The following is a 20,150-nucleotide window of genomic DNA, read 5'->3' on the forward strand; positions in this document are numbered from 1 at the left end:
TGGCAAACCGATGTGTTGTGATGCTAAAATAGGCAAGAAAGCCCTATTATTCTTCATAAAAACGATGGGCATCATGGACCAAGAAAGCCCATGATGCCCACGGTTATAGGGTTCGCCCCTGAGAGAATGGCGGTTTATTTGCGTCCGAAATCGGCGGGAATGTCGCCCCATCGACGGGTGTCCCATTGCAGGATGGGCACGCGGATGGTATGGGTTCGAAGCCACTGTTCGGCCCTTGCGATGACCTGGTATAGCTGCTCGGTGTTGGTGTTGCGCTCCAGTTTGGTGCGACATTGCTTCTTCTTCACCCACAGGATGGCGTTATACGAGTCGGAATAGAGCGTCTTGTCGGTCACGCCCTGCTTGTCCCAAAGGGCGAGTGCGTGCACGATGGCCAAGAATTCACCTATATTATTGGTGCCATGCACGGGTCCGTAGTGGAACACCTGTTGCCCTGTGGCAAGATCGATGCCCTGATACTCCATGGGGCCGGGGTTGCCCGAACAGGCCGCGTCGACCGCCCACGCATTGCGTGTTACCTCGGGAGGCAACTGCAACGTGGCGTCCTTTGTCGGTGTGGGCGCTGGTGCGCTCGGTGCCGATGCCACCGATGGGCTCTTGACCGCTGCTTTGGGGTAGGATATTTCCATGCGTTTGATGATATCTTGAATCTGGCGAGCCACCTTCCATTGCTCCGAAGCCACTTCCTCGGGCGTCAGCGTCACCACGGTGTAGCCCATGGCGTTGAGGTCGGCCGTTCGCTCGGCGTTGCTCACCGGCTGCTCGCCGCGAAAATGGTACTTGCCTGTCAGCTCCACGATGAGCCGTTGGGCCGGACTGGCAAAGTCGGCAATGTAGCAGCCCACTATATGCTTCCTGACGAAGTGGGCAGGCGCGGGCAGGCCCTTGAGCAACGCCCACAAGCTACGTTCGCCGTCGGTCCAAAACAGGCGGTCTTCCTTGGCGCGTTGCTCAAGCCATTGGCGCGTCACACCCTTCGCGTGATGCGCTCCCTCGTCGTGCTTCTTCGGCATATTACATACGCTCAGGCACCTCGATGCCCAGCAGGCCCATGCCGTTCTTGATGACCTTGCCCACATTGGCGGCAAGCTTCAGGCGGAAGGCCTTCTCCACGTCGGTGTCGGCCGAGAGGATGCTGTAATCGTGGTAGAACTGGTTGAAGAGCTTCGTCAGCTCATAGCAGTAGTTGGCAATGCCGGCGGGGTTATAGTTCTCGCCAGCGTCCTTCACGGCCACCTTGAAGGCGTCGAGCTTCTGGATCACCTCAACCTCCTTGGCGTTGGGCGCATAGCTGCCGTCGATGGGCAGGGCGTCTACGCCAGCCTCGTGAGCCTTGCGCATGATGCTCTGGATGCGGGCGTAGGTGTACTGGATGAACGGACCCGTGTTGCCGTTGAAGTCGATCGACTCGGCCGGGTTGAAGAGCATGTTCTTACGAGCGTCGACCTTGAGGATGAAATACTTCAGCGCTCCGAGGCCCACGATGCGTGCCACCTCCTGCTTCTCCTCCTCGCTCATGTCGTGGAACTTGCCAAGCTCGTCGGATGTTTGGCGAGCCTCTTTCACCATCTGCTCCACCAGGTCGTCGGCGTCGACCACCGTTCCCTCGCGGCTCTTCATCTTACCGTTGGGCAGGTTCACCATGCCGTAAGAGAAGTGAACGAGGTCCTTGCCCCACTTAAAGCCCAGACGGTCGAGCAGGAGCGAGAGCACCTGGAAATGGTAGTTCTGCTCGTTGCCCACCACATAGATCATCTTGTCGATGGGGAAGTCGTTGAAACGCATCTCGGCCGTACCGATGTCCTGCGTCATATATACCGATGTGCCGTCAGAACGGATGAGGAGCTTCTGGTCGAGGCCGTCGGCTGTGAGGTCGGCCCACACGCTACCATCCTCGCGCTTGTAGAAGAGGCCCTTCTCCAAGCCCTCCATCACCTTGTTCTTACCCACGAGATAGGTGTTGCTCTCATAGTAGATCTTATCGAAGCTCACGCCGAGCGCCTTGTAGCTCTCGTCGAAACCGGCATACACCCAGTTGTTCATCATCTCCCAGAGGTCGCGAATCTCCTTGTCGCCCTGCTCCCATTTCACGAGCATGTGGTGCGCCTCCTGGATGAGTGGAGCCTCTTGTTTGGCTTTCTCCTCAGCCTTCTCGTCGTCCAATCCCTCAGCCATAAACTTGGCCTTGAGCTCGGCGCACTCCTCGCGGTAGTGCTTGTCGAAGAGCACGTAGAAGTCGCCGATGAGGTGGTCGCCCTTCTTGCCGGTGCTCTCGGGTGTGCAGCCGTTGCCCCACTTGAGCCAAGCGAGCATCGACTTCATGATGTGAATGCCACGGTCGTTCACAATATTGGTCTTCACCACCTTGTTGCCGTTGGCCTCCAGGATCTTGGCCAAGCTCCAACCCAGCAGGTTGTTGCGCACGTGACCGAGGTGGAGGGGCTTGTTGGTGTTGGGCGACGAATACTCCACCATGATCAGCGGAGCGTCCTCGCCGGCGTGCTTCATGCCGAAGGTGGGGTCGGCGTCGATCTCACCCAGCAGTCCGAGCCATGCCTCCGGGGCAATGACGAGGTTGAGGAAACCGCCCACGGCGTTATAGGCTGCCACGGCCTTGCAATCGCGCACCAGCACCTCGCCAATCTCGGTGGCGGTGTCCTGCGGTTTCTTATGCGAGAGTTTCAAGAACGGGAAGACCACCAGCGTAAGGTTGCCCTCGAAGCCGGGCTTGGTCTTCTGCAACTGCACCATCGACGGCTCAGCGTCGACGCCATAAAGCTCCTTCACGGCAGCCAAGGCCGATGAGCTGATCATGTTTTCTATATTCATCTTAATGCGTATTTTTCGATTGATTGATGCAAAGTTACTAAAAAACTAACCGTTTGAGGGTAAATATGCCCACAAAATGAAAAAAACACCGTTTTTTCGATACAACGAATCGTTTTTATTTGTAACTTTAACACCATCTACAAGACAATCTATAACAAACCGCCTTTCTCCCGCTAAACCTCAACACTGAGTAAGGGCCATAAAACCATCAACTAAAAACACTATCACTTATGAAGAAAAACTATCTGCGCATTGCGGCCCTATTGGCTGCCGTAGTGTCGTCGACTTCAGCGATGGCCATCGATCCACCTACCATCGCACAAGAATTGGTCGATGGAGCTACCTACACGCTCATCAACTACGCCAAACCCGACCTCTACCTGAGTCGCACCTCATGGGATGGCGCCTATTACCTGCTCGATTACGGTTCGTCGAACTGCAAGAGCTATGCTTTCGTGGCCCACAAGGACGATGATGGCTGGTACTTCAACAGCACCGATTCAACCTTCATCGGCTACGGCGTAGGTTTGTCCAACCTCAATGGCAACCTCACCCAAGCAGCCCATTTCATCATCACACCCAGTGCCGATCACCCAGGCTTCTACCGTTTGGTGAACGCCACCGACCACCCTTGTGAGGGTGTCCATGGCCTGCCCGTTCACCTTAGCGGTGGCGGCCAGTATTTGGTTAGCACGTTTAATGGCAACCAGTTCTTCCCCGACTATATGGGAGGCGTGGAGATGATGGACGACAACACCACGCCCTACGTGGATCCTGAGACCGGCTGGATACACCCCCTGAATGCCGACCACGAGTTGTGGGCTTTCGCCGACACGGCCCATGTTGCCAATTATCATCAGCACATGCAGCTCTATACGCTCATCACCGGTGTGGAGAGCCAGCGCCTTGAGGTGCCCGAGGAAGGCTTCGCTGCTGGCTGGCAAGCCTGGGTCGACGCCGCCACCTTATTATATAGTAAGGAGGAGGTTACACAAGACGATTACAACACGGCCACCCAGATGGTCGACGCCAAGAACAATCTCTACAACGAGATAAAGAAAGCGCAAGCGATGCTCGGCGAGAGCACAAACGCAACCTTCAAGGCTGCCATCGCCAAGGCGCTTCAAACCTTCTGCACCGTGACCGACCCCGACCAGCAGGCTGCTGCCCAAAACGAGTTGATCTACGCTGAGGTGGAGTTCAATGGTGGTAAGGGCGATATCACCAATTTGGGACAGAACATGAGTTTTGAGGATCTCTCGGCCCAAGGAGGCGCCGAGGCAACGGGTTTAGGTGCTACTCCTACAGGTTGGAACGCCTATGTGAACGGCAAGCAGGTGACTACCGCCGACGAGGTGCGCGCCACAGGGCTCACGACCTGGTATGGCGTGAACAGCGACAGCGAGGGCGAGAGCAAAGACGGCAACCTGGCTTTCGGCATCTGGAACCAGAGCATACCCGAGTTTGAGATCTCGCAAACCATCGACGGACTGGAGAACGGCACCTATCACATTGAGGCTGCCGTGATGGTCGGAGCCAATGGCGACGGATCGCGCCGCACCACACAACGCATCTTCGGAAACCTCAACTCCACACTCTTCGGACTGGAGAGCGAGTACGACGCTTCGCTCATCGACGCCCACGAGGTGCTGGCATACGCCAACAACAGCGAGTTGACCACCGACCGCGAAATGCAGAACATGGCATGCGATGCCTACGTGTATGATGGCACGTTGACCTTCGGCTTCCGCACCAACGGAAACATCGCAGCCGCCAAGCGCACCACAGCCAACCCCCAGGGTGGCGACGGTTGGTTCAAACTCGACAATTTCCGCATTGCGAAGATGGGCTATGTCAAGGACGACGCGCTCAACATCTACAACTTCTACTTCGACAAGCTCATGGCTTTCAACGATGAGAAGATGCAGGAATCGGTGGCTGTCGATCTGCAAAACACCATCGACAACAACTATGTAGACGATGACGCCGACCCCGCCGCCATCGACGCCGCCATCATGGCCTGCAAGAACATCATCACACCGGTGGTCAACTCAGTGAACCTTTACAAGAAACTGGAGAGCGCCCTTGAGGAACATTACCAGAACCTCAACACCTATGCCCTCTACGACGGCATCGACGCCTACCGCCAGGTGGTTGAGGTGGAGGCGCAAGACCTCTATGCTGATGGCACCGCTGGCGAGGAGGAGATCAACGCCATCATCGCCAAGATGGATGCTGCGCTTGAAAAGTGCAAGCTCGGAGGCGTGAAGGTGGGCAGCGAGGCCACAGCCCTCATCAAGAACCCCAGCTTTGAGGACCTCACCGCACAGGGTGGGGCTGGATCGGAAACGGGTAGCGTGGCCGCTCCTCCCACTGGATGGACGCTCACGCTCAACGGCGACGTACAAGACGCCACCACCATCAACGGCTACAACATGGCCTGGTGCGGCATCAACAACGGTGACGCCATCAATGTGACCGACGGCGAGGGCAACACCCACACCCAGCAGCCCACCGACGGAACGCACCTCTGGGGTATCTGGAGTTCAAACATGCCCGAGGTGGAACTGAAGCAAACCATCTGTGGCCTGCCGCGTGGAACATATCAGCTTAGAGCCAATGTGATGGTGGAAAACAACTGGGCTGGCAACAATGTCACTACCCAGCGCGTCTTCGCCAACAGTTGTGTGCAGATGTGGGGCGGCGAGGGCGACTACATCGACAACATCACCCCCGACATGCAACAGGCCATCAACTTCGACGCGCTCAACGACGACACGCTCAAACACCTCACCTATGCGGGCTATACCTGTGAGAGCGGCGACGAAACCACATCGCTCCTCAAGCCTATGGCGCTCTACTTCGACGTGCAGGCCGACGGCACAGCCACCATCGGTTTCCGCACCAATGGCGTCAACAAGGAGGGCGGCACCTTCGCCAACAGCACCGCTGTGAATGGCGCCGGATGGTTCAAGGTCGACAATTTCCGCCTGTTCTTCATCAATGAGGACAGTCATGTGTCGGGCATTAGCTCCGTCAACACCGACAACGGTCAGCCGATCGTAGGCCAGGAATACTACACCCTTGACGGTCAGCGCATCGCCCAGCCGCATAAGGGAGTGGTCATCGTGAAGAACCGTTTGGCCAACGGCACCGTAAAGGTGGGTAAGATTTTCGTGGAATAAACCCTCTGCATAGTGGCAGGCTTGTATGGGTTATCCCATGCAAACCTGCCCAAAGCACCATAGATAGCAGCCTCGTCGTGCCACAAGCACAACGGGGCTGTTTCCTTTTGTTTAACCCCAATCGGTCATTAGACCGAAATAAGGAAAATCGCAGGTTGTTATTGTTTCTTTCCAACTCTTGTCAGCGTTTCTTTCGGCATCTTGCTTCCATTCGCGTTTCGCCATAGCCCGCTATGGCTTCACCGCGCCTGTCGCAACCTGCTCGAAACAAACACTAACAAGAATTGAAATCTAATGACCGATTGGGGTTGAATAGAATCAATAACATCCTAACCCTTTTCCGTTTCGCCCTAATGGCCGATTGCCGTTGATGATCCTGTCTATAGGCGCTAAAAAACGCATAGCCTGAGATGGAATATCCCAGGCTATGCGATGATGTATGTCGTTAGACGATGGTCAGAACGTTGTGTCTTGATGCTTGAAAGGCTTGCCGCGCGAGAGCGTTCACGCGCAACGAGCCTTGCCATTTGCGCTTATTTGAAGTTCTTGAGACCCTTCTCGAGGAAGTCGAGGTAGGCGGGAACATCCTCCTTAAACGAGTAGCTGCCCGTGAGCGGGTTGCCATTGGCGTCTACGGCCACATAGAACGGCTGGGTGTTAGATCCGAACTTGTGGCTCTGCAGCCAGCTCCACTTGGCGCCAACGGTGCGCAATGTGCGCTTCTGTCCGCTGTCGTCGGTGATCTCGATAGGCTCAGCCAACGGCGTCTTGTCGTCCACAAAGAGCGAGATGAGCACATAGTCCTTCTCCAACTTGTCGGCCACCTGCGGGTCGGTCCATACGGCAGCCTCCATCTTGCGGCAGTTTACGCAACCAAATCCGGTGAAGTCGAGCAGCACAGGCTTGCCTTGCGCCTTGGCGGCAGCCATACCCTCCTCATAATTGGCATATTTGGCTTCCACCACCTTGGTGTTGAGGTTAAAGTCCTGTGTGTTGATGGGCGGTGCGAAAGCCGACACGGCCTTACACGGAGCGCCCCACAAGCCAGGCACCATATAGATGGCGAAGGCCAGCGAGCAGAGACCCAACATGATTGCGGGAACCGGCATCGGCTTGTTCAGGTCGCCGCCGATGGTATCCTGCTGGAACTTCAGCCAGCCCACGAGATAGCATCCCAGGGCGCCGAAGATCACAATCCAGAGGCAGAGGAACGTCTCACGGTCGAGGATGTGCCAGCCGTAAGCCAGGTCGGCCACGCTGAGGAACTTCAGGGCGAAGGCCAGCTCCACGAAGCCCAGCACCACCTTGATCTGGTCCATCCATGAGCCACTGCGCGGGCTCTTCTTCATCAATGAGGGGAACATGGCGAAGAGCGAGAACGGAACGGCCAGGGCGAGGGCGAAGCCGAACATGCCCACGGCAGGAGCCACCCAGTCGCCCGAGGTCACCGTTTGCACCAGCAGCAGGCCGATGATGGGCGCCGTGCAAGAGAACGACACGAGCACCAGCGTGAACGCCATGAGGAAGATGCTCACGAAGCCGCTTGTGTTCGAAGCCTTCGTGTCGACCTTGTTGGCCCAGCTCTCAGGCAGTTTGATCTCGAACCATCCGAAGAAGCTCAGGGCGAAAACCACCAGGAGCAAGAACAGGAACACGTTGAACACCGCGTTGGTCGACAGGGCGTTGAGCGTGCTGGGACCGAAGATGGCCGTCACGCCAATGCCTAAGAGCAGGAAGATCACGATGATCGATACGCCATAGAGCACCGCGTCGCGTATGCCACGTCGACGGTCGTCCTTGGCGCGCTTCAGGAAGAAGCTCACGGTCATGGGGATGATGGGCCAGATGCACGGCATAACCAATGCCAAGAGGCCACCCACGATACCCATGAGGAAGATATACCAAATCGACATGTTGGCAATGTCGTTCACGCCACTCATCGATTGCAACTCCTTCACGACCGGCTTCCACAGTTGGCCCTCGTTGATGCCCGTGGTGTCGACGGCCAAGGCCGTAGCGGCCACCGAGTCGCCATTCTGCACGAGGGCGGTGGTGTCGGCCATCGGCTCGCCGTTGGCGGCAGCCTCGGCGGCTTTCTCAGCGGCCGTCTCCTCTTGCTTCTCGGCGGCGCCCGCCACAGCGGGGCTCTTGCCCGAGCTCTTGATGCTCACCTCCGAGGGTGGCATGCAGTTCTGGTCGTTGCAGGCGCCATACTCCAGGTAGGCGTCGATGGTGTAGTGGGGTTTGGTGAAACGCACCTTCTGCACAAACGTGGCGCTATGCTCAAAATAGCGCAAGTTCATGTCGAAGAGCTTGTCGTAGGTGCTGATTTCGTGGCCCCGGGGTTTCAGTTTGCCCACCAGTTCCACACCGTCGAGCTTGTTCACGTTGAACGAGGCCTGCACGGGGCCGTTGTCGCCCAAGCCGGTGGAGTAGACATGCCAACCCTTCTCAATTTTTCCCGAGAAGATAATCTCGGCTTCGGCCGTACCGTTCATCTTCAGATGCGAACTGAATTTTACGGGATTGACCATCTGCGCTTGCGCCAGCAATGTTACCAATGCCAGCAAAGTGAGTGATAGTATTTTCTTCATCTTTTGAATAGTATTAGTCCTATTTTGGGTGCAAAGGTATAAATTTATAACCTTTTTAAGATTTCCACGTGCGTGTTCCTCTCTTTTATTAAGGTTTTTTCACGTCTTCCGCCGTTCGTTTGGCATAATGGCGGATGACGCGCCCATCGTACAGGTCGGTTCCCACGAGCTTGGCATGGGCCGGAAGCGTGGGTCCCGCCACGCCTTCGTCGATGGTGAACGGCGCCGTCTCCACCCGAATCTCATCCCACAGGTCGGCGTCGATGAAGGCGTTGAGCGTTGCCGCGCCCCCCTCCACGAGGAGGCTCTGGCGCTTCGTCTCCGATAAGTAGGCCAGCGCCGAGGCAATGTTGGTGAAGCCCCGGAATCCCTCGGGCACCTCCTGGGGCTTGCTGGTGAGCACCAACCGCTCCGGATTTGTGCCGCTCCACTCGCGCACGTTGAGCGAGGGGTGGTCGGCCTCCAGGGTGCCGCGTCCCACGAGGATGGCGTCGTAGTGGGCGCGTAGGCGGTGGACCAACATCTGCGTGAAGGGCGACGAGAGGCGCAAGGGCGATTGGGCTCCACCATCCTTGGCCCTCTGGTAGCCAATGAGATGGTTGGCCGTTTCGGCCCATTTCAGGAGGATGAAGGGCCGGTGGTGCTCGTTCACCGTCATAAACTCACGATTGGAGGCCATGCACGCGTCGTGCAGCACCCCCACCGTTACCTCGATGCCCGCCTCGCGCATGCGCTGGATGCCGCGCCCCTGCACCTTGGCGAAGGGATCGGCGCAGCCACACACACACCGCTTCACCCCCTTGCGGATGATGAGGTCGCAGCAAGGGGGCGTCTTGCCCCAGTGGGAGCAAGGCTCCAGCGACACGTAGATGGTGGCGCCCGTGAGCAGCGCCTCGTCTTCGGGCCTTACCGATGCGAAGGCGTTCACCTCGCCGTGGGGGCCGCCATAGGCCGATGTGAATCCCTCGCCGATGATGCGGCCGTCGGCGGCCACGATGACGGCGCCCACCGATGGGTTGGGCTTGGCCGTGAGGCGTCCGCCGCGCGCTATCTGCAAGCAGCGCCGCATAAACTGTTCGTCCAGTTGTTCTTGGGTCATATTCTCGATTTTTCGTGTTTCCTTGACGTTGCCATGTCGGGATAAAGCGTTGCTTTCCGCCCCGCTAAGGCCATTTCTTTTCCAAAAAGGAGCCCTTCCGCTTTGTGTTGTCTTGCGTTTCCACTACCTTTGCATACAGATTATGACATACTCCATCCTTTGGCATCGGTTGTTGCCCCTTTATGATCCCAACGAGGCTCAAGGCATCGTTCGTTGGGTGCTCGACGTGGCTTTTGACATGTCGCTTACCGACATTGTGTGTGGCAAAGTTAGTGATTTATCGCGAGACGACGCCGACAGATTGGAAAAAATGATGCAACGACTTGAGAAAGGCGAACCCGTGCAGTATGTGCTGGGCGAGACCGAGTTTTGCGACCGCGTATTTCGCGTGGCCCCCGGCGTGCTCATTCCGCGCCCCGAGACGGCCGACTTGTGCCAACGCATCCTCGCCGCCAACGCCCGTCCCTATTGCTGCTTGCAGCCCCCCGTACCCCTCCGGGTGCTCGATGTGGGCACCGGCAGTGGTTGCATCGCCATCACCCTGGCGTTGGGCCTTGCCCCGGTAGAGGTGAGCGCGTGGGACATCTCGCCCGACGCCCTGCTGGTGGCGCGCCACAATGCCCACCGCCTGCAAGCCCAGGTGAACTTCGAGTTGCGCGACGCCTTGGAGGCCGCCACGTGCGCAGCCGCCGATGGCGAGGGCGATCGATGGGATGTCATCGTGTCGAATCCCCCCTATATCGCCGAGAGGGAGCGCGCCGACATGCGTCCCAATGTGCTCAACCATGAGCCCGAGTTGGCCCTTTTCGTGCCCGACGCCGACCCGTTGCGCTTCTATCGGGCCATTGCCCAGTATGCGCGCCTCACCCTGCGGCCCGAGGGACAGTTGTGGTTCGAGATCAATCCGCTGTTTGCCGACGACCTTGAGCGCATGTTGGTGGAGATGGGCTTTGCCGATTGCCAACTCATAGCCGACGCCTTCGGGCGCCTTCGCTTTGCCCGCGCCATGATGCCGGCGCGCAAGCCTGTGGCCCATTAGAACCCAATTCCGAGAAGACTATGGAAAACAAGAAGACCGTGAGCGAGGAGAAGGCGCTGGCCAACCTCGCCAACCTCTGCTCGAAGGGCGAGCATTGCGCCGGCGAACTCATCGACAAGATGCGCCGTTGGGGACTCGACGAAGCCGCCCAGGAACGTGTGGTGGCCTACCTGGAGGAGCATCATTTCATCGACGAGACCCGTTATTGCCACGCTTTTGTGGAGGACAAGGTGCGCTTCGACGGATGGGGGCGCCGCAAGATAGAGCAGGCCCTCTACATGAAACGCGTCAGTAGAGAGGCCATGGACGAGGCGCTCAATAGCGTGCCCGACGACGATTACCTCGCCGTGTTGCGCCCGTTGCTGCAGAGCAAATGGCGCACCATCAAGGCGCGCACCCCTTATGAGCGCAGCATGAAACTCATCAAGTATGCCATGGGGCGCGGATTCGAGATGCGCCTCATTCGCCAATGCATCGACGAGGCGGCCGATTTCGATGACGACGACGATGAAAGTTAGTTTCCTACAACGCCTGTTCGACCTTCCCTTGGCGCGCTGTTGCCCCATCTGCCATGCCCCGTTGTCGGCCGATGAGGATGAGATATGCTCGCGTTGCGACTCGTTGTTGCCTCGCACCGACCACCTCTTGCACCCCTACGACAACGCCATGGCGCAGGTGTATTGGGGCCGTGTGCCGTCGGTGGCGCGTGCGGCGGCGCTCATCTACCATTTTACCCACTCCGAATCGTCGCACCCCCTTTATCAGTTAAAATATTTTCGGCGCCCCGAACTGGGTGTTGCGCTGGGCCGACTGATGGGTCAGGCCATGGTGAAGAGTGGTTTCACCGATGGCGTCGACCTCATCTTGCCGGTGCCCTTGGCGTGGCAACGCGAGGAGGAGCGCGGCTACAACCAAAGCCTGATGCTGGCCCAAGGGCTCTCGGAGGCCACGGGCATTCCGGTAGACAACCATGTGCTGGTGCGCACCTCGTTTGAGGGCAGTCAGACGCGGCGCACCCGCTGGGATCGTTCGGAGAACGTGAAGAACGCCTTCGTGTTGCGGGGCGGCGACAGTCTGGCAAACAAGCACATCCTCTTGGTCGACGATGTGGTTACCACGGGCGCCACCTCGTGCGCTTGCGCCCATGTGTTGGAACAAGCCCATCCCGCCCACATCAGCTTCGCCTGTCTGGCCTTTGTGGACGACGACCGCTGAGGGGACAACGCCGGCGTCTCACACTTTGTGGAGTGAAACAAACGGGTTTCGCTCTTGTGATTGTTGAAATAATTGGTCGAAAACTACATACTTTTCGTTCCGCAAACCAGAAGCAAAACGCGCCGTTTTTAGCTTTCGAAAAGACAAAGATAAGCTTTCGAAACCGCTCGTGTGAGAGCATCCGTTGCGAAACATGCCTAACCGAGTTGCGATAGCTTACCTTTCGCATCTCGAAAGACCATGTATTGAGCCATGGTTAGGCATGTTTCGCACCACGGTTAGGCATGTTTTTGGGTGTGGAATGTGGTGTGTGGCGTGTGGAAAGAGCCCTTTGGGCGGTAAGGTGTTGATTGTTAGGTGGTTGTGGAAAGTGCGTGAGAATCGCGTATTTGCGGCCAACCGACGGCTCGTTCAAAATATCGGCTGTATTCGGAGGGTGTTTGTCGTGTTTGTTCCCATGGTTTTAACCATTTCGCCCCTCCTCCTTCTCTCGTTTCTTGCGCCATAAAATCGGCAAAACGCTTGTTATTGTCGTGTTTTTGCAGTACCTTTGTGGCAAATTCAAACCAATAAGATTATGAGTCAATTGAAACACGCATTCGCTGAGAAACTGCTGCGTATCAAAGCCATTAAGTTGCAGCCCAACAACCCATTCACATGGGCATCAGGATGGAACTCACCCATCTATACCGACAACCGCATCGCCCTTTCGTACCCCGACGTGCGCTCTTTCGTGAAGTTGGAGCTGTGCCATGCCATCCATGAGAACTTCCCCGAGGCCACAGCCGTGGCAGGTGTGGCTACGGGTGCCATCGCACAGGGTGCGCTGGTGGCCGATGAGCTGGAGTTGCCTTACGCCTATGTTCGTCCGAAACCGAAGGATCACGGCACCAAGAACCAGATTGAGGGCCGTCTGCCCGAGGGCGCCAAGGTGGTGGTGGTTGAGGACCTCATCTCTACGGGCAGCAGCTCGCTGAAGGCCGTTGACGCCCTTCGTGAGGCCGGTTTTGAGGTGGTGGGCATGGTAGCCAGCTACACCTACGGTTTCCCCGTGGCCGAGGAGGCTTTCGCCAAGGCCGGCTTGAAGCTCGTTACCCTGGGCGACTACGACCACACCATCGAGATTGCCGCCGAGACCGGTTACGTGTCGAAGGAGGATATCGAGGTGCTGAAGGAGTGGCGCAAGAACCCCGCCGAGTGGCAGGCTCCCGCAGCCAAGGCCGAGTAACAGACCGCAATCGTTGTATAGCGTGTGTGCCCCGGCCTTGGTTGGCGGCACACATTCGTTGTGCCATAACCCCTTGGTGGTAGCGTTGCCCATGGGGGTTACGGCTCACCTTATTATATATAACCACAAAGATGAAAATAGAAAGTTCTATCCGCCAGATTGCCGCTCCGCAACAGGCGGTTTACGACATGCTGAGCGACCTCAGCAATATCGAGAAAGTGAAGGACAAGATTCCTGAGGACAAGGTGAAAGACCTCACCTTCGACGCCGACAGCATCTCCATCTCTACGCCCATGGGCAGCGTGAAGCTCGTGGTGGTGGGCCGTGAGGAGCCGAAGGAAATCAAGTTTGAGTCGCAGGAGAGTCCGTTGCCCTTCAACTTCTGGATTCAGATTCTGCCCGTCACCGACACCACCAGCAAGATGAAGCTCACCATCAAGGCCGACGTCAACCCCTTCGTGGGCGGCATGGTGAAGAAGCCCTTGCAGGAAGGCATCGAGCGCATTGCCGACGCCCTGCAGATGATTAGTTACTAACATCATAACACAACACAATTCACAAACCATTATGTCGAATAAACTCTGGGAAAAGAACTTTGAGGTAAACAAGGAGATTGAGCGCTTCACCGTGGGCCGCGACCGCGAGATGGACCTCTATCTCGCTAAGTACGACGTGCTGGGCTCCATGGCCCACATCACCATGCTCGAGAGCATCGGACTGCTTGGCAGCGATGAGTTGCAGCCCTTGCTCACGGAGCTGAAGGCCATCTACCACACGTGCGAGAAAGGCGAGTTTGTCATCGAGGATGGCGTAGAGGATGTTCACTCGCAGGTGGAGCTCATGCTCACACGCAAGTTGGGCGACATGGGCAAGAAGATCCACAGCGGACGTTCGCGCAACGACCAAGTGCTCGTCGATCTGAAGCTCTTTACCCGCCACGAGTTGATCGATGTGGTGGAAGGTGTGAAGGTGTTGTTCGACGAACTCATCCAGAAGAGCAACCAGTATAAGGATGTGCTCATGCCCGGCTATACCCACCTGCAGATAGCCATGCCCTCGAGCTTCGGCCTGTGGTTTGGCGCCTACGCCGAGAGTCTGGCCGACGACATGCTGTTTCTCTTGGCCGCCTATCGCATGACCAACCGCAACCCCCTCGGATCGGCTGCGGGCTATGGGTCGTCGTTCCCTTTGAACCGCACTATGACCACCCAGCTGCTCGGGTTCGACAGCATGGACTATAACGTGGTGTATGCACAGATGGGACGCGGCAAGATGGAGCGCAACGTGGCCTTCGCCATGGCCACCGTGGCCGGAACGCTGGCCAAGATGGCTTACGACGCTTGCCTGTTCAACTGCCAGAATTTCCAGTTTGTCAAGTTGCCGAAGGAATGTACCACGGGGTCGAGCATCATGCCCCACAAGAAGAACCCCGACGTGTTTGAGCTCATTCGCGCCAAGAGCAATAAGTTGCAGAGCCTGCCCCAGCAAATCATGCTCATCATGAACAACCTGCCTGTGGGCTATTTCCGCGACCTGCAAATCATCAAGGAGGTGTTCCTGCCCGCCTTTGACGAGCTGAAAGACTGTCTGCAGATGGCCGCCTACATTATCAATAAGATGGCTGTCAACGAGCATATCCTCGACAATCCGATGTACGACCCCATGTTCTCGGTGGAGGAGGTGAACCGCCTGGCCGCCAACGGCATGCCGTTCCGCGACGCCTATAAGAAGGTGGGACTGGAGATTGAGTCGGGCCAGTTCCATGCCGACAAGAACATCCACCATACCCACGAGGGCTCGATGGGTAACCTCTGCAACGACAAGATAGAGGCCCTGATGAACCAAACGATGGCGGAGTTTGGCTTCGACCGTGTGCGCAAGGCCGAGGCCCAGTTGCTCAAGTAAGCCGATGAGGCGCTGTGTGGAGGGCGAAGGGCTCTCCATGCAGGATTGCCTCGCGGCAAGGAATGGGTGCCCTCATTCTTCCTTGCGGAGAGCTGCGCGGCCCTGCGTGTGCCAGGGCGACGAGTGGCCCCAGGTTGATATTCGTATTGTTTTCTGACGATGAAAAAGATAGTTCTCCTTTTTATATTGTGCTTTGGTCTGCTTGCAGGTTGCGCTGACGATCCCATCAGTCGCAAATATCCCTGTAGGTTCTTGTTCTATACCCAGTGGCACCCCACCAGCATGATCGTCGCCGCGATGACCAGCTACAACGAGTTTGTGCGCGTCAGCATGGGCGTGCAGGGCACGGGAGGCGCCTATGAGGTGAATGTGGTGGACCGAAAGGGACGGAAGGAAACCAATAAGTTGACCAACGAACTGGAGAACCGTTATTTCCTCAATGGCGTTTACCTGGGTGCCGGTGGTGCGATGGGCTCCCTGCTCGTAGGCCAAACCAACTTCAACGGCCGGGTGGCGTGGGATGCCTTGTGCCCCAACTGCACGGTAGACTACTCCACCAAGTACCAGTTGCAATGGACCGACAATCCCGCCCAGGTGAAGTGTGGCTCCTGCAAGCGCATCTACTCGCTCGAAACCGGCAACATCCTCAGTGGCGGCGAAGGCCATAGTCTGCTCCGATACATCGTCACTTACACGCCAGGCGTGAGCGTGCAGATAGGAAATTAGGCGGTGAAGAAGAAAAAATCGGCTTTTTCCTTTGCCATTCGAATAATTAACCTTAACTTTGCATGAGTAATATGTGCGGCAATAGCTCAGTTGGTAGAGCGCGACCTTGCCAAGGTCGAGGTCGCGGGTTCGAGCCCCGTTTGCCGCTCTTTCTTTTACATAATGATCATAAGCATGCCGCAATGGTGGAATTGGTAGACACGAGGGACTTAAAATCCCTTGGCCAGTAATGGCTGTGCGGGTTCGAGTCCCGCTCGCGGCACTTCACATTTTAGTATTATTATGCGTAATTATTCCATCCTATCTTTATCCTTAATCTCATTAGTCGCATTTTCATCGTGCTCTAAGTTAGGTCCTTTGTCGGCCGACAATTTCACAGTTGAGCCCAATCCGCTCGAGACTCTCGGTGGTGAGGTGCCCGCTACAGTCAACGGTGTGTTCCCCGTGAAGTACATGAAGCCTAAGGCTGTCGTCACGGTTACTCCCGAGCTTCGCTACGCCGATGGCAAGGTTGCCAAGGGCCAGAGCGCCACGTTCCAGGGTGAGCGTGTGATGGGTAACGACCAGACCATCTCTTACAAGATGGGCGGCCGCTACACGATGAAGACATCTTTCGCCTACGTGCCTGAGATGCAGAAGAGCGACATGTATCTCACTTTCGACGCTCGCCTGGGCAAGAAGAAGGTGGAGGTTCCCGCTGTGAAGGTCGCTACGGGTGTGCTCGCCACTTCGGAGCTTTACAAGCAGGCCCTGATGAACGCTGGCGGTTGCATCGCTACCGACTCTTTCCAGCGTGTGAGAGCACAGCGCGTTGAGGCCAACATCAAGTTCCTCGTCAACCAGGCCAACCTCCGCAAGAGCGAGTTGAAGAACGGCTCTGTGAAGGAGTTTGTTGAGATGCTGAAGAAGATCAACGCCGACCGCGAGGGGCTGAACCTCAAGAACGTCGAGGTGGCTGCCTACGCTTCTCCTGAGGGTGGATTCAAGTTTAATGATAAGCTCGCTGGCAAGCGCCAGAACGTGAGCGAGGCTTATGTCGACAAGCAGTTGAAGGCCGCCAAGCTGGGCGGCGCCAACGTAGACGCTCACTACACCGCACAGGACTGGGACGGCTTCAAGCGCCTCGTGCAGGCCAGCAACATCCAGGACAAGGATGTCATCCTGCGTGTCCTTGAGATGTACAAGGACCCCGCTGAGCGTGAGCAGCAGATCCGCAACATGAGCGCTGGCTTCCGTGAGCTGGCCGACGGCATCCTGCCTGAGTTGCGTCGTAGCCGCCTCATCATCAACTATGAGACAGTGGGTCGCTCAGACGAGCAGATCAAGGAACAGTATAAGGCCGACGCCGCACAGCTCTCTGCCGACGAGCTTCTCTACGCTGCTACGCTGACCAACGACGCCAACGAGAAGGAGGCTATCTACAAGAAGGCTGCCGAGTGCTACGATAAGGACTATCGCGCCTACAACAACCTGGCTGTCATGGCTTTCAACAAGGGCGACGAGAACGCTGCCAAGAGCTATGTGAAGCAGGCTTTCGCTAAGGACCAGAAGGCTCCCGAGGGCTACGCCAACTTGGCGCTCATCGCTCTGCGTAATGGCAACATCGCCGAGGCTGAGAGCAACCTCTCGAAAGCTATCAATGCCAACGGTTTCGGCGAGGTGCTGGGTAACCTCAACATCGCCAAGGGCAACTACGCTACTGCCGTGAAGAACTTCGAGGGTAGCAAGTCGAACAGCGCCGCTCTGGCTCAGATTCTCAACAAGGACTATGCCGCTGCTGTGGCTACGCTGAAGGATCAGAAGAACGCCGATGCACTCTCTGATTACCTCATGGCTATCGTGCAGAACCGTCAGGGCAACACCGCTGCCGCTCAGGATTACCTGAACAGCGCCATCAAGAAGAACTCTGCGTTGAGTCAGTATGCTGACAACGACCTGGAGTTTGCAAACCTTAAGAAGTAAGTATGCGTCATAAACTGTTCCTCCTCGCACTGCTCTCGGTGCTCCTCGTGTCGTGTGGCACCGATGGAAAGCATTTCAAGTTTGAAGGCCGTTTTCTTCACTTGAACCAGGGAGAGTTCTATCTTTACAGCGAGGATGGAGCGGTGAGTGGCATCGACACGATTAAAGTGGAGGGTGGTCGCTTTGCCTATGAGATGGCTTGCGACCATCCCGCCACGCTTGTATTGGTCTTCCCCAACTTCTCGCGACAACCTATCTTCGCGGAGCCGGGGAAGACTGTTTCTATTAAAGGTGACGCCTCGCACCTCAAGGAGATGGAGGTGACGGGCACCGACGACAATGAACTCATGACGGCCTTTCGAAAGCAGGTGGCCGAAGCGTCGCCGCCCGAGGCGATGAAGCTCGCTGCCAAGTTTGCCGAAGACCATCCATCGTCGAGGGTCAGCGCTTATCTGGTGAAGTCGTATCTTGTGGCCGCTCCCAAGCCCGATTATCAGGAGGCGTTGCGACTGACGCGTATTCTGCTCGAAAAGCAGGAGCGCAATGGCGACCTGGCGCGTATGGAGCAGGCGCTGAAGGCCATCACGCAGTGTGGGGTGGGGGCTACGTTGCCCGTGTTCACCGCGCGCGACATGAAAGGCAACACGGTTTCGTCGGCCTCGTTGAGCAAAGGCCTCGCCGTCATAACGCTTTATGCGTCGTGGAACTACGACAGCATGGAGCAGTTGCGACGCCTCAAGGTGCTGCGCCGTCAGAAGGGCGGACGGTTCCAAGTGGCTACTTTCTCCATCGATGCGAGTAAGACCGAATGTGACAACTCATTGCGATACGACTCCATTACGTGGCCCGTCGTCTGCGACGGAAAGATGTTTGAAGGCGACGTCGTGAAAAAACTGGGACTCTATTCGCTTCCCAACAACTTGTTGCTGAAGAATGGGCGCGTCATAGCACGTGGCCTTTCCATCAACGATCTGGTGCAACGCATCGAGGAAAACCTCTGATGTCATAGGTGCGTACCTCTGATGTTTCAGAGTAAAACTACTGATACGATAGGCGTAGGGATAGCCCGCGCCTTCTTGTTTTTATTAACCTACCTACTACTTTAACCCTTTTTGCATGCTTGTAAAGACTTATAGTGCAGCCGTTAATGGCCTCGACGTTACTCCCGTTACCATCGAGGTGAGCCTCGCGAAAGGCATTATGTATCATCTTACGGGCCTCGGCGATGAGGCGGTGCGCGAAGGACGCGATCGCATAGCTGCCGCCATGCAAAACAATGGTTACAACTTTCCACGTGCTGACCTTACGGTCAATCTTGCGCCTGCCGACCTTAGGAAGGAGGGTAGCAGCTTCGATTTGCCGTTGGCCATCGCCATCCTGGCGGCCGATGGGCAGATCAACGCGCCGCATCTCAACGAGTTTATGATGGTGGGCGAGTTGAGCCTCGACGGCCATCTGCAGCCTGCCAAGGGTGTGCTGCCCATTGCCATTAAGGCACGGGCTGAGCATTACCGGGGCTTGATTGTACCCAAGCAGAACGTACGCGAGGCGGCCATTGTCAATAACCTGGAGGTTTATGGCATGGACTCGATGGCTGAGGTTATCCAACTCTTGTCGGGCGAGGTGCAATATGCGCCCACCGTTGTCGACACCCGGAAGGAGTTTTATGAGCAACAATATAATTTCGAACTCGATTTTGCCGATGTGCGCGGGCAGGAGAATGTAAAACGCGCCCTCGAAGTGGCCGCCGCTGGTGGTCATAACCTCATTATGATTGGTCCTCCGGGCTCGGGAAAAAGCATGATGGCTAAGCGATTGCCGTCCATCCTGCCTCCTCTGACCCTCTCGGAGAGTCTCGAAACCACGCAGATCCATTCCGTTGCTGGCTTGCTCAAGACTGGTTCAACGCTTATTTCGCAACGTCCTTTCCGCTCGCCCCACCACACCATATCCGAGGTGGCGCTCGTGGGCGGTGGCAATAACCCCATGCCTGGCGCCATCAGTTTGGCCCACAATGGCGTGCTCTTCTGCGATGAGTTGCCCGAATTTAACAAGCACACGCTTGAGGTTCTGCGCCAACCGCTTGAGGATCGGCAGATCACCATCAGTAGGGCCAAGTACACGGTAACCTTCCCTTGCTCGTTCATGTTTGTGGCTTCGATGAATCCCTGCCCGTGTGGATACTATGGCGATCCTACGCATCATTGTGTTTGCACACCCGGCCAGATACAGAAGTACCTCAATAAGATCAGTGGTCCCATGATGGATCGCATCGATATCCAGTGCGAGATCTCCGCTTTGCCGTTCAAGGAGCTGTCGAAGGCTGCTCCCGGTGAGCCGTCGGCGA

General features: G+C 56.7%; 15 protein-coding genes and 2 tRNA genes. 13 read left to right on the forward strand and 4 right to left on the reverse strand.

Features of this window, described 5'->3' with window-relative positions; genetic code table 11:
• Positions 1-134: 134 nt before the first annotated feature.
• Both KM934_RS07070 and argS read right to left on the reverse strand, forming a co-directional pair.
• Positions 135-1,034, reverse strand: coding sequence for a DUF559 domain-containing protein (locus KM934_RS07070; protein ID WP_215759923.1), 900 nt, complete (start codon positions 1,032-1,034; stop codon positions 135-137).
• Position 1,035: 1 nt separating this feature from the next.
• Entirely contained in the window at positions 1,036-2,850 is a 1,815-nt protein-coding gene (gene argS, locus KM934_RS07075) for an arginine--tRNA ligase (RefSeq protein ID WP_215759924.1), read from the reverse strand.
• 230 nt (positions 2,851-3,080) lie between these two features.
• Between argS and KM934_RS07080 the strand changes: the two genes are divergently transcribed.
• Entirely contained in the window at positions 3,081-6,035 is a 2,955-nt protein-coding gene (locus KM934_RS07080) for a hypothetical protein (RefSeq protein WP_215759925.1), read from the forward strand.
• Between the two features lie 533 nt (positions 6,036-6,568).
• Here the strand turns inward: KM934_RS07080 and KM934_RS07085 are convergent.
• On the reverse strand, positions 6,569-8,629 hold the full coding sequence (locus KM934_RS07085; RefSeq protein WP_215759926.1) for a protein-disulfide reductase DsbD family protein: 2,061 nt from the start codon (positions 8,627-8,629) through the stop codon (positions 6,569-6,571).
• An 88-nt stretch (positions 8,630-8,717) separates the two neighbouring features.
• Entirely contained in the window at positions 8,718-9,728 is a 1,011-nt protein-coding gene (ribD, locus tag KM934_RS07090; RefSeq protein ID WP_215759927.1) for a bifunctional diaminohydroxyphosphoribosylaminopyrimidine deaminase/5-amino-6-(5-phosphoribosylamino)uracil reductase RibD, read from the reverse strand.
• Positions 9,729-9,870: 142 nt separating this feature from the next.
• Here ribD and prmC point away from each other — a divergent pair, with 142 nt between their 5' ends.
• The 12 genes from prmC to KM934_RS07150 all read left to right on the forward strand — a co-directional run.
• A complete protein-coding gene (gene prmC / locus KM934_RS07095) occupies positions 9,871-10,767 on the forward strand; it encodes a peptide chain release factor N(5)-glutamine methyltransferase (RefSeq protein ID WP_215759928.1) in 897 nt (298 codons plus the stop codon).
• 20 nt (positions 10,768-10,787) lie between these two features.
• Complete coding sequence (locus KM934_RS07100; protein ID WP_215759929.1) at positions 10,788-11,285, forward strand: regulatory protein RecX; 498 nt, start codon at positions 10,788-10,790, stop codon at positions 11,283-11,285.
• Entirely contained in the window at positions 11,275-11,982 is a 708-nt protein-coding gene (locus KM934_RS07105) for a ComF family protein (protein ID WP_215759930.1), read from the forward strand. The genes KM934_RS07100 and KM934_RS07105 overlap by 11 nt, the downstream gene beginning before the upstream one ends.
• A 577-nt stretch (positions 11,983-12,559) precedes the next feature.
• On the forward strand, positions 12,560-13,210 hold the full coding sequence (gene pyrE, locus KM934_RS07110; RefSeq protein WP_215759931.1) for an orotate phosphoribosyltransferase: 651 nt from the start codon (positions 12,560-12,562) through the stop codon (positions 13,208-13,210).
• Positions 13,211-13,341: 131 nt separating this feature from the next.
• Positions 13,342-13,746: an SRPBCC family protein gene (locus tag KM934_RS07115; RefSeq protein WP_215759932.1), complete on the forward strand. Its 405-nt coding sequence runs from the start codon at positions 13,342-13,344 to the stop codon at positions 13,744-13,746.
• A 31-nt stretch (positions 13,747-13,777) separates the two neighbouring features.
• A complete protein-coding gene (argH, locus tag KM934_RS07120; protein ID WP_215759933.1) occupies positions 13,778-15,115 on the forward strand; it encodes an argininosuccinate lyase in 1,338 nt (445 codons plus the stop codon).
• Positions 15,116-15,274: 159 nt separating this feature from the next.
• A complete protein-coding gene (locus KM934_RS07125) occupies positions 15,275-15,841 on the forward strand; it encodes a hypothetical protein (RefSeq protein WP_215759934.1) in 567 nt (188 codons plus the stop codon).
• Between the two features lie 75 nt (positions 15,842-15,916).
• Positions 15,917-15,989: transfer RNA gene (locus tag KM934_RS07130), tRNA-Gly, on the forward strand.
• Between the two features lie 28 nt (positions 15,990-16,017).
• Positions 16,018-16,103, forward strand: a tRNA-Leu gene (locus KM934_RS07135).
• Between the two features lie 20 nt (positions 16,104-16,123).
• On the forward strand, positions 16,124-17,803 hold the full coding sequence (locus KM934_RS07140; RefSeq protein WP_215759935.1) for a tetratricopeptide repeat protein: 1,680 nt from the start codon (positions 16,124-16,126) through the stop codon (positions 17,801-17,803).
• 2 nt (positions 17,804-17,805) lie between these two features.
• Positions 17,806-18,804 carry a DUF4369 domain-containing protein gene (locus KM934_RS07145; RefSeq protein ID WP_215759936.1) on the forward strand — a complete coding sequence of 333 codons (999 nt, stop codon included), beginning with the start codon at positions 17,806-17,808 and terminating at the stop codon, positions 18,802-18,804.
• 115 nt (positions 18,805-18,919) lie between these two features.
• On the forward strand, positions 18,920-20,150 hold a 1,231-nt coding region (locus tag KM934_RS07150; protein WP_215759937.1), incomplete at its 3' end, for a YifB family Mg chelatase-like AAA ATPase.

It is taken from the genome of Hallella faecis (assembly GCF_018789675.1).
Classification (GTDB): domain Bacteria; phylum Bacteroidota; class Bacteroidia; order Bacteroidales; family Bacteroidaceae; genus Prevotella; species Prevotella faecis.